At 64.2% G+C, this 13,374-nt stretch carries 12 protein-coding genes; 1 reads left to right on the forward strand and 11 read right to left on the reverse strand.

Annotation, left to right across the window (positions count from 1 at the left end):
- From W930_RS0106055 to W930_RS0106095, 9 genes are all read right to left on the reverse strand, one after another.
- The gene (locus W930_RS0106055) at positions 1-849 is read right to left on the reverse strand and encodes a type II secretion system F family protein (protein WP_023595964.1); all 849 of its coding nucleotides are present in this window, start codon (positions 847-849) and stop codon (positions 1-3) included.
- A 54-nt stretch (positions 850-903) separates the two neighbouring features.
- Complete coding sequence (locus W930_RS29490; protein ID WP_081371777.1) at positions 904-2,913, reverse strand: ATPase, T2SS/T4P/T4SS family; 2,010 nt, start codon at positions 2,911-2,913, stop codon at positions 904-906.
- A gap of 44 nt (positions 2,914-2,957) precedes the next feature.
- Entirely contained in the window at positions 2,958-4,445 is a 1,488-nt protein-coding gene (locus W930_RS26310) for a type II and III secretion system protein family protein (RefSeq protein WP_158516336.1), read from the reverse strand.
- A gap of 191 nt (positions 4,446-4,636) precedes the next feature.
- Positions 4,637-5,665 carry a Flp pilus assembly protein CpaB gene (cpaB, locus tag W930_RS0106070; RefSeq protein WP_235195515.1) on the reverse strand — a complete coding sequence of 343 codons (1,029 nt, stop codon included), beginning with the start codon at positions 5,663-5,665 and terminating at the stop codon, positions 4,637-4,639.
- Positions 5,666-5,706: 41 nt separating this feature from the next.
- The gene (locus tag W930_RS0106075; RefSeq protein ID WP_023595960.1) at positions 5,707-5,913 is read right to left on the reverse strand and encodes a hypothetical protein; all 207 of its coding nucleotides are present in this window, start codon (positions 5,911-5,913) and stop codon (positions 5,707-5,709) included.
- The gene (locus W930_RS29070) at positions 5,891-6,595 is read right to left on the reverse strand and encodes a hypothetical protein (protein WP_023874368.1); all 705 of its coding nucleotides are present in this window, start codon (positions 6,593-6,595) and stop codon (positions 5,891-5,893) included. The genes W930_RS0106075 and W930_RS29070 overlap by 23 nt, the downstream gene beginning before the upstream one ends.
- Positions 6,592-7,413, reverse strand: coding sequence for a hypothetical protein (locus W930_RS0106085; protein WP_023595958.1), 822 nt, complete (start codon positions 7,411-7,413; stop codon positions 6,592-6,594). Before W930_RS0106085 ends, W930_RS29070 begins: the two co-directional genes overlap by 4 nt.
- Complete coding sequence (locus W930_RS0106090; RefSeq protein WP_023595957.1) at positions 7,410-8,900, reverse strand: pilus assembly protein TadG-related protein; 1,491 nt, start codon at positions 8,898-8,900, stop codon at positions 7,410-7,412. Before W930_RS0106090 ends, W930_RS0106085 begins: the two co-directional genes overlap by 4 nt.
- A gap of 33 nt (positions 8,901-8,933) precedes the next feature.
- On the reverse strand, positions 8,934-9,218 hold the full coding sequence (locus W930_RS0106095) for a Flp family type IVb pilin (protein WP_023595956.1): 285 nt from the start codon (positions 9,216-9,218) through the stop codon (positions 8,934-8,936).
- 460 nt (positions 9,219-9,678) lie between these two features.
- On the opposite strand from W930_RS0106095, the gene W930_RS0106100 reads away from it, so the two are divergent.
- Positions 9,679-10,536 (forward strand): helix-turn-helix domain-containing protein, encoded by an 858-nt coding sequence (locus W930_RS0106100; RefSeq protein ID WP_023595955.1) that lies wholly within the window; start codon positions 9,679-9,681, stop codon positions 10,534-10,536.
- Positions 10,537-10,587: 51 nt separating this feature from the next.
- Here W930_RS0106100 and W930_RS0106105 read toward each other — a convergent pair whose 3' ends face one another.
- Together W930_RS0106105 and W930_RS26320 are read right to left on the reverse strand one after the other, a co-directional pair.
- Positions 10,588-12,531: an ATP-binding protein gene (locus W930_RS0106105; protein ID WP_023874369.1), complete on the reverse strand. Its 1,944-nt coding sequence runs from the start codon at positions 12,529-12,531 to the stop codon at positions 10,588-10,590.
- Entirely contained in the window at positions 12,528-13,049 is a 522-nt protein-coding gene (locus W930_RS26320; RefSeq protein WP_051610634.1) for a molybdopterin-dependent oxidoreductase, read from the reverse strand. The genes W930_RS0106105 and W930_RS26320 overlap by 4 nt, the downstream gene beginning before the upstream one ends.
- Positions 13,050-13,374: the final 325 nt, after the last annotated feature.

A 13,374-nucleotide genomic window follows, 5' to 3' on the forward strand; every position in this document is an offset into this window, starting at 1 on the left:
TTAGACGTCGATATTGGTGATCTTGCTGATGGAGCGGTAGCCGAGCAATTCCATGATGAAGATCACGGTGAGCGTGGCCCAGCCGATGGGTTTGTCGAACAACGGCGCCATGGCGACCGGCTCCATCTGCGCGAGCACCACGATCAGGAATACCGGCAGCAGCGTCATCACCAGGCCTTGCGCCTTGCCCTGGGCCGTGAGCGAGCGAATCTTGCCTTCCATCTGCTGCTTGTCGCGCAGGGTGCGCGCCACCGTCTCGAGCGTCTCGGCGAGATTGCCGCCGACTTCGCGCGCGATCGAGATCGCGGCCGTCGCCATCAGGAAGTCCTGCATTGGCAGGCGTTTCTCCATGTGCTGGAGGGCATCGGCCATGTCCACCCCGAGCCGCACCTCGCGAATGAGGAGCGCGAGCTCCTGCGAGATCGGCGGCGGCACCTCCTGAGCGGCACTCTCGAGCGCGACCGGGAAGCTCGCGCCGGCGCGCAGCGCGCCGGACACCATCAGCAATGCGTCAGGCAACTGCTTCTCGATGGCGAGCAGGCGCTTTCGCTGCATCCGGCGCACCAGAAAGCGCGGGGCCAGCAGGCTCAACGGAATGGTTACGACAGTGAGCACGACGTTGCCCGAAATCGCGAACACCACCAGCGGGATGGCCACCACCGCCACCGCGCTGAGCATGGCTACCTGGCTGGTGTTGATGAAAATGAAGAGGTCGGCGAGCCCCGTGCCGACTTCGTCCGCCACGCGCGCGGAGCGACGCACGAACCACGTCTTGCCCTGAAAGATGAGCGCCCACCCCACTAGCGTGAGCACGATGAATGACGAAGCCAGTACCACTGCGGTCATCATGACGATATTCCTTGATGCAAGTCCCGGGGCGGGTGCCGGCGCACCCCGCCCGCCTCAATCGGCGAAGATCGACGTATCGACCGGAATGCCGCGCCGAATCAGATCCTGATAGAAGTCCGGCACGTAGCCGGTCGAATGGAACGTCCCCTGGACCCGGCCGTCCTCGCCGTAGCCGGATTGCTTGAACACGAACACATCCTGCAACTGCACGGTGCCAGACTCGATGCCGCTCACTTCCGTGACGTGCGTCACGCGCCGCGTGCCGCACGAGAAACGCGTTTGCTGAACGATCAGGTCCACAGCCGACACAATCTGCTCGCGAATCGCGTTCACCGGAAGATCCAGCCCCGCCATGAGCGTCATCACTTCGAGTCGCGACAGGCAGTCGCGCGGCGAGTTGGCGTGTGCCGTGGTGAGCGAGCCGTCGTGCCCGGTATTCATGGCCTGCAACATGTCGAGTGCCTCGCCGCCGCGGCATTCGCCCACGACGATCCGGTCCGGTCGCATACGCAGCGTGTTCTTGACGAGATCGCGAATGTGGATCGCACCCTTGCCTTCCATGTTCGCCGGGCGCGCCTCGAGCGACACCAGATTGCTCTGCACCAGCTTGAGTTCGGCCGCGTCCTCGACCGTCACGATGCGCTCATTGTCGGGAATGAAGTTCGACAGCACGTTGAGCAGGGTTGTCTTGCCCGAGCCCGTCCCCCCGGAAATCACGATGTTCGCGCGCTGCTCCACGGCCACGCGCAGGAATGCGATCATCGCAGGCGAGATGGAGCCGAAACGTACCAGATCGTCGCCCTGCAGCTTCTGCTTGGCGAACTTTCGGATCGTGATGTTCGGCCCTTTGAGCGCGAGCGGCGGAATCACCGCATTCACACGCGAACCGTCTTTCAGGCGCGCATCGACCATCGGTGAACTCTCGTCGATACGGCGCCCGAGCGGCGCGACGATACGCTCGATAGCGCCGAGCACGGCCTGATCGTCGGTAAACGTCGTCTCGGTGCGACTCAGGCGACCGCCGCGCTCGATGAAGATTTCGTTGTAGCGATTGACCATGATTTCCGTGATCGAATCGTCGGCCAGCAACGACTCGAGCGGCCCAAGGCCGATCACTTCGTCGAAGATGCTCTTGAAGAGCGCATCGTGCGAAATCCTGGTCGTCTTGAAGATCGGGTCGGCGGCGAGCACCGAGCGCAGCAGCGAGCCGACCGTCTCGGAGAGCTCGGCTTCGCTCATGCGGGCCACGTTGACACGACGCAGATCCATCGCCGCGATCAGGCGGTCGTGCGCGGTCTTGCGCAGTTCGATGCCCTCCGGCGAGTTCAGTCCGGCCGCGTCGGGATGTGCGGCCGGCGGCTGGGCCTGAACGACCGCGGGTGCGGCTGGCGGCGGCGACGCGGGGCGCGACGGCGTGAGCGCGATTGGCGCGGCGCGCACGGGCTCCGGGCGGACTGTCGCGTCATGGTGTCGCGACGCGGCGTCGGATGGCGCGGCCGGTGCGCTCACCTGTCCCGCGCGAACCGGGACCGCAGCGCCACCGCCACTCGACGCTTGCCGCCCCTGCGACGATTTCGGTGCGCCGTCGGTGGCGTCGGCACGCACGGGGTTCAGCCCGTTGACGACCTTCGGCGCCTCTTCGCGCAACGCAACCGCGGGGGCCACCTGGACCCTGCCCTGCCCGGCCTGGAGAGCATCGTTGCTGGCATCGGCGCGCACCGTTGGCTGCACCGTGGCCGGTTGCCGGTGGACGGTATCGCTGTGCACGCTGATCCGGAACGCGCCGATCTCGATGCGGTCGCCACTCGTGAGCGGGCCATACGACGTGATCTGCTCGCCGTTGACGAGCGTCGAGGCCAGTCCGCCCTGATCCTCGATGTACCAATGACCGTTGCGCGGTTCGAGCGTGGCCTGCGTCTTGCCGATGAGCAGTCCCTTGAGGACGACATCGCAGCCGGGGTCCTTGCCGAGCGACGCGCGCCCGGCGAAGGTGTACTCGGCCTCCTTGCCCGCGCGGTCATGCACACGGATTTTCAAAGGAAGCACTTCGTTCTCGGTGCTCATGGCCATCTCCAGACGTTGGCGGGTCGCCGTGATTTCGACAAGCTTCAAGGACGGTCCTGAGGATCGGCCTTCGGCAGTTGCGGCGTCGGAGCGTTCTGCTCGCGGACCTCTTCCTCGCGCCGCGCGTTTGCTTCGGGCAGCGGGCTCGGATCGCCGAACGAGTGGCGGTAGTTCGCGTCCACGTCCGCGCCGCGATTGATCAGGCTCGTGTTCGTCGGGCTGCTCGCATCGACCACGTACGGCGTGACGAGGAAGACGAGATCGCTCTTGTTGTTGCGGAAGTCGGTCGACTTGAACAGGTGGCCGAGAATCGGAATGTCGCCGAGCGCCGGCACCTTGTCGACTGCCTTCGACGCGTCGGCATTGACCAGACCCGCGATAGCGAACGTCTCGCCCGGGCGCACCGAGACCTGTGTCGTCGATCGGCGTGTCAGGAATGCCGGGTAGCCGTTGACGTTCATCGACGGATCGATCTGGCTGATTTCGGTCATGAGATCGGCGCTGATCGTGTTCGTCGCATCGACCGTCGGCGCGATCTCCAGGCGGATGCCGTATTCCTTGTAGATGACGTCCTGCGCGCCGAAGCCCGCCGACACCGGAATCGGCACTTCGCCGCCGGACAGGAACGTCGCCTTGCCGCCGCTGCGCGAGTTCAGTTCGGGCTGGGCGAGCACGAACGCGTCGCCGTTCGCCGCAAGAATGTTGATCTTCGACGTGATGCTCGTGGCAATGCCGAGGAAGGCGCCGCCCACGGAGCCGCCGGCGGAGCTCGGTGCATTGTCGAAGACTGCGGTGCCGGTATCGGGGAACGGACGATAGCGGCCGGTGCGCACGGCGTTGCCGGCGAGCGATCCCTGCGGGCCGTTGATCTGCGAGTCCCATTTGATGCCGAGATTACGCTCGGCGGTCTTCGATATCTCGAGGATGTCGACCTTGAAGTGCACCGTCTTCTTGAGCGACGAGCCCTCGTCGGTCTCGATCAGGTTGATCACGTCCGGCAGGCCGTCGAGCGCATTCGAGAGCATCTTGGCCTGCTCCGCGTGAACCTTGCCGTGGACAATGAAATGACCGCCATTTGCGTCGATGCTAAGTCCTTCGACGAAGCCGAGCGAGCGTTGCAGCCGCGCGAGCGTGGCGTTGCGATCGAGCGTGGAGACGGAGACCTTCGTATTGATCGCCATGCCCTGGTCGGTCCATACGACCAGCGACGTCTCTCCCGGGGCCTGCGCCAGCAGCAGCAACTGATGGTCGACGACGGAAGCATTGATGAGGTCGCCGTTCCCGACGGCCACACGCTTGACCTTGCCCTCGATCGGGATCACGCGCACTTCGCCCTTGTACATGAACATGGGCGCGCTCGCGGCCGAGCGGGCGTTACGGTTTTCGTAGATCACGGCCGCAGCGTCGTTGACCGACGCGCTGCGAGCGGCGAGTTGCTGTGCGGGAGCTTTCGGCGCCGTGGCCGGCGTCTGCTGGCCCGGTGCCTTTTGTGCGGCGGCGGGCGCCTGCTGCGCGAGGACCGGGGTCGTCATGTTCAGCCATGCGAAGCTCACCGCGGTGAACAAGCAAACCCCTCGCTTCGCTCGCGAAGGCACTCCCTGAAGTTCGGTTTTCATTGTCGTGCGTGTCGTATTCTTACGTTTGAGTGGGCGCGCGGTCGTGTCGTCTCATGCGCGCCGCGCCTTGGGCGAATGCGTGTGCCCCCGTGTGCCTGACTGGCGCGTTACTGCCCCCGTCGCCCTGCCAGTGCGGACTGAACCTGCTCCATGACCCGACGCTGCGCATCGCTCGGCGTGAGCGCCGGGCGGGACGCCGCCGCCGCGTCGGCGATCGGTGTGCGCATCCCGGGCATCGCCAGTTCGGGACGCACCGACACGGAACTGTCGTGCGATCCGCCGATGATGTACTGGATGCCGTCGGCGCCCGCGTCGCCGAACAGCGCCGACTGATGCACCACCACATCGGGCGTGGCGGCCTTGTCGGAGCGGTTGCGCAGCACCGCGCGCAGGCTGCCGATCTTCTGCGCCAGCGCGATCTTGCCGGCCTGCTCCGGCGTGACCTGCAAGGTCAGGCTGCCGTATTCGTCGCTGGGCGCGTCTTCGCTGCGATCACGCGACATCTGCTCGCCGTAGTCGCGCGGGCGCACGTCGCGACCGGTAGCCAGCACCGTGAGATCGGAGAGCAGCAGCTGGGCGGATTGCGCATTGCCGCCCGATCCGCCGTTGCTCGTGCCCGGCGCGCTCGACGGCGGATTGGCGATCAGGAACAGGTCGATGTGGTTGCCCGGCTTGAGCATGTTGTCTGCCGAGTTCGTCGCGTCGATGTCGATGGTCAGGGCGCGCGTGCCTGCCTTGAGCATGTCGGAGAAGTCCCGCGCCTGCATGGCGGAAATGTCCGCCCGGCGAATCGGCGAGCCTCGATGCACCGCGCGCACGAGCGTCTGGTTCTCGACGGCGTCGAATTCGTCGGCACGCACGGTGTCGTCGTAGACAAAGTCGACAGGCACCTGACGCGCGGCGAAATTGCCCGTGGTCACGGTCGCGCCGGCTTTCAGGTCCGACGTCGGCACGAGCACCGAAACGCGGGTGTTCGCGTTCATCGATTCCATGAGCGACTGACGCATCGCGGCTTCGCGGCCGGACATGTACTTGTATATCCACAAGGTCAGCAGCGCCGCCGCGAATACCGCCACCCCGAGCATGACCCACGGATTGTGAATCAACGCCTGTGTCTTGATTCTCTTGAACATCATTTCTGTTTATCCATCAGTCGGTTGATCGCCCTGCCCGTGTGTCAGGGCAGCGAAAGGGCGTACGAGAACGCCGAATAGAACGACTTGAACGCCGCGAGCAGTTGCGTCATGACGGAGCCATTGCCCGCGAGCAAGACGACCACCACCAGCAACACGACCACGACGTACTCCACATAGGCCTGTCCGCGTTGCGACTTGAGGCCCGCGCGCCGTGCCCGGCGCGACTTATCCGTTGGTAAAGGCAACATTGACGATCACCATGGTTTTGCCCGTGGCGTCGGTAAACGACGCGTCGAGGCGGTAGCCATCCTTCTGCATGGCAAGCGCGTATCCCTGCGGGTTCGCTCGCCGATAGCTCGATGCGCCCGCGGCCAGGGTTCGCCAACCACGCTGACGCAGCGTCTGCGCGTAACGTCCCATCGCCTGGCGCGCCGAGACCGCCGTCAACGCCAGCTGGACGGTGCGCGCAACGTTGCCGCCGTCCTGCGACTGCATGTCGAATACGACCCGCCCTTCGGGCAACGGGTAATTCGATGGCTGGAGTACGCGGGGCGTCCTGGCCGCTTCCGGATCCAGATGCGCCACGCTGAAGATGCCCGCGTAGTCCGCCTGGGCGTTCGAGAGCACCTGCAGCGTGTAGCTGCACTGTCCGTCGATGGCCGAGAGCGTGAGGGTCTTGCCGTCGTCCGCGGCGCGCATCGACGCATTGCGTGCGCGCCAGTACGCGAGAAAGGCCTCGCGCACGGCACTCACGGGCTCGGAAAAAGTCATGACCGCGGCCCGCATCTTCAGGCCATTCACGACCATGTCCTCGCCGGCCCACGACACCTGTTTCGCCTTGACCGGCACGTCGTCGCAAGCACTGTCCGCCCACGCCGGTGTGCCGATGCAGGCCAGACCGAGCGCAATCACTGCAAAGACACGTTTCATTTGTTCCCCAGGCGGTCGGCAGGTACGACGTCGGGCTGGATGCGTCCGAGGTCGAGGGTGGTGATATCGATCGCCGCCGGGGCGAGCACGTCCAGGGCGTAATCGAGCACGGCCCCCTTGGCGGTCGGCACTGCGCCCGCGATGACCGATTTGGCGTTGTTGCTGCCGTCGGGGGTCCAGGTGTTAGTCAGGAGGACGTGCTTGTCGCTGAACGTCACGCCGGCCCAGTTTGGCCAGAGCGCCACCAGGCTTGGGCTGTCTCCGGCCACGCGCAGCGAGACGCTGGCGCTTTGCTGGTTCTTCGTCGGCAGGTCGAACCCGGCGCCAATGCCACTGAGCGAGCCGAGCGCATTGAGGGCCTTGTCGGCAACCGTGCCGGTGCCGCCCACGGTGTGCGAGACCTGCAGGTCGCCATACTTCTGCAGGATCGTGTTGCCCGCGATGTCTCGCCACATGGGCTCTTCCGACGACGGCAGCTGATTGCGAGTGCCGTCGGCCCGGTCGATCTTCGTGCCACGGCCCAGCACGCGTTGCGCAATCTCGCTTCGAATCGCGGCGTCGGACTTGGTGGCGGCGTTGCCGTACTTCGGCGCCCAGCCGTTGTCGTCGTAGTAGACGGTTCGCTCCCACGCGGCATAGCGCGCCGCCGCTTCGGTGCGGTCGCGCACATCCGACAGATGGCCGATCATGTTGATCGCCCAGAATGCGAAGAGCAGCGCGCTGCCGACGATGACGACCGTCTCGGCCATCGCCTGGCCACGTTGCGCGCGGGGCATGGCGCGCCGCACGCGCCTGGGACTGAGCTGGCGGTGCGTCATGGCGCCCCCGAAGCCTGGGCCGCATCGCCAGCCGTGAGCGCGAGCGTGCTCGTCTCCACGAGCGACGACTGCCAATAGGGATTGAACACGCTGGGGTACTCCCATTTGTTGTCGCCACGCCGCCAGTTCGCGGCATTGCGCAGCGCGCCGGCCACGCCACCACTGTCGCCCGGGCGAATGAAGTAGGCGCTGGCGCTGGACATGGCTCGCATCTGTTGGGACGCGGTGCCGTCGGACACGGCCAGCGAGCCTTGCGCGATCTGGAGCCGGTCCGTTGTATTGATCGACGGCGACGCGCGCTGCGCCTCGATGACGAGCGTCGGGGCTCGATTGAAGTCGGCGCCGTTCGCCGGCGTCGATTGCGTCTTGAGTTCCAGATACGGCTGGAGGCCGCCGCTGCGCGAGAGCGACTTGCCCGGCCCCGACTTGTACTGGGAATTGGCGGCGAGCGTCGTCAGCATATTGGTCAGCGAGCCGCCGTAATCCTTGTAGCCGCCATAACCGGTGCGCCCGGAATAGCGTCCTCCCGGACCGTTGGCCGCGCCGCCCGAACCGGCCGTCCACTTGAGCGGAATGATGATCGGAAAGACCTCGACCACACAGATCCACACCCCATTCACGTCGGTGGCGTCAAGCCCTTCCCATCCCTTCTTGTCCTGACGGAGTTGCGTTCCCCCGGCGTGCCAGTTGGTGGCGGTCACGAAGCTCTCGGGACAACCCTGCACCATGCCGACAGGCACCATGGGCGTGCGGATGTTGACGCCGCGCTGCTTGACGAACTCGTCGAGCGTGGCCTTGTCCGTCAGCACGTCGGCGAAGCGGTCCTTGCCGGTCTTGCCTTGCGGTGTGTTCTTGGACAGGAAACCTAGCGCCGACGAGAGCGACAACGCGCCACGTGTTGCGAAATAGGTCTTGCTGACGTGCGTGTTCGGCTCGTTGGCCTGCGCGATCTCTTCGGCCACGAGCGGAATCTGTAGCGCAATGGCGCCGTGATATGCGGACTGCTCGAGACTCAGCACGGACTCGAGCTGGTCCAGTCCCAGCGTGGCGATCGTGGTCGCCCGGTCAAGCACGCGCTTGGCGAGGCTGACTTCTCTGCCGAGCGTCTTCTTGGGAATGGTCCAAAGCTGGTTCGGCGTGACCGTGCTCTGGATCAGCGTGTCGAACCAGTGATCGTTCTTATAGGTGCCGTCGACCTCATCGATCCACGACTTGATACTGATCATCTGGGCAGTGGCCACCTGATTGGCGATCATTGCCCGATTGGTATAGGCGGCGAAATTGAGATCGCGCGCCTGGAGCACGCCGACGCTGTACGCTGCAGCGTCGGCCGTGTCCTGGAGTTTCGTCTTTGCATGCACCAGCTGCGATGCATTGAACGCCAGATACATGGCGGCAGCCCCGGCCGCCATCAGTACCGCTGCGAGTGGCAGTGCCTGACCGCGCTCGCGAGCGCGGCGACCCTGCCGTCGGAATCGAACGTCCATGATGCATCCTCCGCCGTGCCGGCCCAGTGGTCGTTACTGGTTACCGTCGGCGTAGTTGCTCAGGTTCTTCTGCTGATTCGCCTTGCTGCTGGAATCCTGGGCAGCGTCACCCGCATTCTTGATGGCTTTCTTGGAGTTCGAGTCGCCCGCCATTTCCAGCGCCAGACCGGCTGTCTGGTTGCGGATGGTCTTGCCGAAAGCGGCGTAGACGCCAATGGCGGCCACGGCAATCAGCGCGACGATAATGATGTATTCGGTCATCCCTTGACCACGCTGGTGACGGGGACGAAATTTGCGAACAGTCTTGGGTTGCAGCATGATACGCTCCTCGTTGGTAAGAAGTACGGCAGGGTGCTACGGGCAAAAGAAGGCCCCACGCGACCGGGCGCAGAGCCTCGCGTTACGACATATTTCGGTTTCTGGAAAAAGACGGCCGGGATTGCCCCGGTCAACGGATTCGCGTATCACGGCACCGGCGTCCACCGGCAGCGACACGCTACACCTTGGCATCAAATGAGAGAGAGAAGTCCTAAATTTTCTCGTTTAATGCAAACTGAATTGCGTTTTGCGAGATTATACGAAGCGAATTTTGTCTTTCAATCGCTTTTCGCTTTCATTTTTGTAACACATTGAAACAACCCCATCATTTCTGATAGCTCGAACTTGCGCTAGCGTTAGGCGCCGGTTCCACGAAGTACACAAGACCCGGAGACGACCGTTGTGAGGTGCGTGGCCGCACGCGGAACGCCTCCCCTTCATTCAGGACGACATAACGCACATGCAAAGTTCGGACGACAACCTGTTGATGGCCCAGCGGGTGGGCCAATTGATGGAACGTCACGCCATCCCTAAATCGAAGCAGACGGGCGCGCTCGCGAAGACGCTCGGCCTGAGTCCCGCGCAGGCGCATCGGAAAATGCGCGGACAGAGCAACTGGACTTACGGCGAGCTGCGCGACGTGGCGGCCGCATTCAACGCTTCCATTACCGCGCTGCTCGATCCCGAGACATCGGAACACGCACAGGGCGTGCCTGCGCTGCTCGACTTCGGCAACCACCTGGTGCCGTGCCAGGCGTGGATAGGGCCGGAGATCCTGACCGGTCAGGGGTCCGAGTATGTCGCGATGTCGACGGCGGGGAGCTGGCGCCTCTATCCGTCGGACATGGCGCCGCGTGGCAAGAAGTTCGTGGTGGAGCTGATCGAGATCCGACCGAAGTCGCTCGTGCCGACGCGCCTCACCGTGGCGGTGGTGGACGACGATGGCGGCAGCGACGCGCAAGGCGGATTACGCACGGCCGACACGGTGTGCATGTATCTCAACAGCAAAGGATATGACGCCCGCGCGTTTTACAGCGCCGCGGCATTTCGCGAAGCACTGAAGCAGACGGTGTTCGACGCCTACGTCGTCGACTGGATGCTCGATCACGAGACGGCGGAGACCGCGCTCTCGGAGATTCGCACCTCCGACAACCCCGACGCCCCGGTTTTCATCCTGACCGGACAGATGCAGGCGGGCAACGTCAACGAGTCCGATATCGCCCGTGCGATTACCGCGTTCGACGTCGACGTGCTGGAGAAGCCCGCGCGATTGCCACTGCTTGTCGCCGAGCTCAACAAGCGCCTGGCGCAGCGCTGAGCGCGCCCTACCTCTCGCCCTTCTACGCGCCCTTGTGCGGCGCCACGGGCGCTACAGCCCGACGCCGCGGGTCGCCCAGATGCTCTCGAGCACCACGCGCAGAATATCGCCGCGCACGGGCTTCATGAGGTAATGCTCGAACAGACTGAGGTGATGCGCGGGAATGACCTCCGGTGCCTGGGCGCTGAAGGCAATGAGCGGCACATCCGCGTTGATGCCGCCCATGCGACGAATTTCCATGGCGGCCGACACGCCGTCGATCTCGGGCATGTTCAGGTCGAGCATGATGGCATCGTACGGGGTACGTTCGACGAGGCGATACGCCTCGCGAGCGTTGGATACGCTCTCGCACTCGATGCCGTTCACGCGAAGCAGCATCTCGATGGTATGTCGCACGTCGGCCTGATCGTCGATCACCAGCACGCGGCGTGGTGTCTGGCCCGCAGGCACCACCACCGCACTGACGTCCGGCTCGGCCTCCACCGCGGCCGGCGCCCCCGAAGCGCGCGCCGTTGCCATGGCCGGCGAGCCGGCCATGGCGGCCACCTCCAAAGGCGCGGCGACGGCCGTCGCGCCCGGCTCTGTGCCAGGCGTCTCCATCTCGCTGGTGACATGCTCCAGATCGAACACAACGGTAAACTTCGACCCCTTGCCGACTTCGCTCTCCAGCGAGAGCTTCGCGCCAAGCAGTTCGACGAGGCCGCGAACGATCGTGAGTCCCATGCCGATGCCGTCGACGCGCTTGCTCTCCGGTGTGTCGATCTGCGTGAAGGGTTGGAAGATCTGCTCCTGGCTCACGCGGTCGATGCCGCGCCCGGTATCGATCACGTCGACGCTGAGACGGTCGATCCCGGGGAGCCGCTCGAGATTCGCCCGTAGGGTAACGCTGCCGCGGTCGGCATACTTGATGGCATTGTCGAGCAGGTTTGTGACGATCTGCTGAATCCGGAACGGGTCCGAAAGCACCTTGACCTGCCAGTCGTCGAACTCCAGACGAAGCGCCAGCGATTTGCGACGCGCCCGCTCGGAAACCGACTCCACCGCGGCATTCAGAACCCCATAGGGATTGAAGATGCGTTTGCGCAGCGCGAGTTGTCCCGCCTCCATCCGCGAGAAATCCGTCAGATCCTTCATCTGCGCCTCAAGCACGTTGGCCGCGCGTGCCAACTGGTCGATAAGCAGCTTGTCCGTGCCGGTGAAGTTGCGTTCAACGAGTACATCCGTGGCCGCCATGATGCTCTGCAATGGTGTGCGCAGCTCGTGCCCGATCATGCCCAGGAAGGCGTTGCGCGCATTCACGGCGTTCGCGGCGGACAATGCGGCGGCCGTCTCCCGTTGCAGCGCTTCTTTCTGCTTCGCGCTGACATCGCGCAACTTGCGCGCGTTCGACGCAAACAGGTAGGCGAGCGTGAGCAGCACAATCGTCGCGCCGATGCTCGACCCCATGAGCATGCTGCGGCGATGCTCGTAGTCTTCGCGGACCTCGTCGCGCCGACGGGCGTTGATTTCACCGACGACCATCTCGAGTTCCGAGAGTGGCGTGCGCATCTCGTCGAATTTCGTAATCCCCGGCGTGATCCAGGTATCGGCGTTGCCCGCCTGGTTGCGCATGGCCTCGATTTCGGCATATATGGTCTTGACCTTGTCGACACTCGCGACATACTGCGGATATTCCATGAAGCGCGACATGGCGCCGCGCCCCGAAATCTGCGCGATTCGAGACTCGAGTATCTGTAGCGAGGCGTCGATGTCGTCGGCGCTCGCGAGCCCGTTGGCGACCTTGAGCATGTCGATCTGCGTGCGGTCGACGGCCTGCTCCGTACCGATGACCGAGGCGAAACTGGCCTCCGCGCCTACGGGCCCGGCAGACTCAGACTGGGTGCGGGACGCAATGAAAAGGTAGCCGGAGAACGCCCACAAGCCGACGAGCTGCACGAAGAGCAGCGTGTATATGAAGATCCGAATGCGTCGTGACACGCCGTCCGAAGCCATCATCGAACCTCGATATGCTTGATCTGATAGACGAAACGGCGCGAGCCGACTTCGGAGGCGAGTACATCGGGATGCTGGTCGCGCGGGAAGATCAGAAACAGCGGACCGAAGTTGCGAAGGGACAGCTCTACGCCATTCTCACGGTACGCGAGAATCGGCTCATAGCGATGAACAAAGGCAATGGGGATGTCCTGCACCGAACCATCGTAGCTGTAGACGCGAAGCGTTCGGCCCTTGAAACCGGCCCGGGCGAGGACATCCGCCAGACGAGGCCCCTCCCAGCGGGCCGAAGTGGTCCAGAGCGTTGACGTGTCGATCGTATGCATGGGCAGCGAGAGCAACGCCGTGCGCGAGAAGTGGACGATGCGGCGCACGTCGGCGTTGGCGCCCTTGCGGCCCACCTGCTTGCAGCCGTCGCACGACACGTCGAGCTCGAGACGGTCACGCACGGCCTGCACAGCCGTGACGGGGCCGCAGAGCACCAGCCCCAGGCAAATGGCCCAAACCCTTATCTTCAACATTTCGCCCGCACACTTTTCACGAACATCCCCGGGGAGTCAGAATTATTGGTTGTTTTTCGGGACGGCCGGGCACCCCCACGCAATGCGACCATTGTGCGCTGGCATCGGGCGAGTTCGCCGGTAGCCAATGGCTCGCGCCCCTCTTTCGACGGGAACGTACGTCGGTAACAGTCCTAACGAATCGACTGCCCACATCGATCGCGATGATACCCGTCGAAAATGAAGACTCCGCGCGAGCGCCATCCGGCAGTGCGCTGAACCATTTATGTAGGGAAAACAGGTAGCACCAGCAAGCGGAATCGATGCTATCGCCGTTGACACGCAT

This window comes from Pandoraea sp. E26 (assembly GCF_000681415.1).
In the GTDB taxonomy this organism is placed as follows: Bacteria; Pseudomonadota; Gammaproteobacteria; order Burkholderiales; family Burkholderiaceae; genus Pandoraea; species Pandoraea pnomenusa.

Coding starts and splice junctions, on each gene's coding strand:
- W930_RS29070 (WP_023874368.1), bottom strand. CDS start 6,595: ATGAAACGTGTCTTTGCAGTGATTGCGCTCGGTCTGGCCTGCATCGGC.
- W930_RS0106100 (WP_023595955.1), top strand. CDS start 9,679: ATGCAAAGTTCGGACGACAACCTGTTGATGGCCCAGCGGGTGGGCCAA.
- W930_RS0106075 (WP_023595960.1), bottom strand. CDS start 5,913: ATGTTGCCTTTACCAACGGATAAGTCGCGCCGGGCACGGCGCGCGGGC.
- W930_RS0106090 (WP_023595957.1), bottom strand. CDS start 8,900: ATGGACGTTCGATTCCGACGGCAGGGTCGCCGCGCTCGCGAGCGCGGT.
- W930_RS29490 (WP_081371777.1), bottom strand. CDS start 2,913: ATGAGCACCGAGAACGAAGTGCTTCCTTTGAAAATCCGTGTGCATGAC.
- W930_RS0106095 (WP_023595956.1), bottom strand. CDS start 9,218: ATGCTGCAACCCAAGACTGTTCGCAAATTTCGTCCCCGTCACCAGCGT.
- W930_RS26320 (WP_051610634.1), bottom strand. CDS start 13,049: ATGTTGAAGATAAGGGTTTGGGCCATTTGCCTGGGGCTGGTGCTCTGC.
- W930_RS0106055 (WP_023595964.1), bottom strand. CDS start 849: ATGATGACCGCAGTGGTACTGGCTTCGTCATTCATCGTGCTCACGCTA.
- W930_RS0106085 (WP_023595958.1), bottom strand. CDS start 7,413: ATGACGCACCGCCAGCTCAGTCCCAGGCGCGTGCGGCGCGCCATGCCC.
- W930_RS26310 (WP_158516336.1), bottom strand. CDS start 4,445: ATGACGACCCCGGTCCTCGCGCAGCAGGCGCCCGCCGCCGCACAAAAG.
- W930_RS0106105 (WP_023874369.1), bottom strand. CDS start 12,531: ATGATGGCTTCGGACGGCGTGTCACGACGCATTCGGATCTTCATATAC.
- cpaB (WP_235195515.1), bottom strand. CDS start 5,665: ATGATGTTCAAGAGAATCAAGACACAGGCGTTGATTCACAATCCGTGG.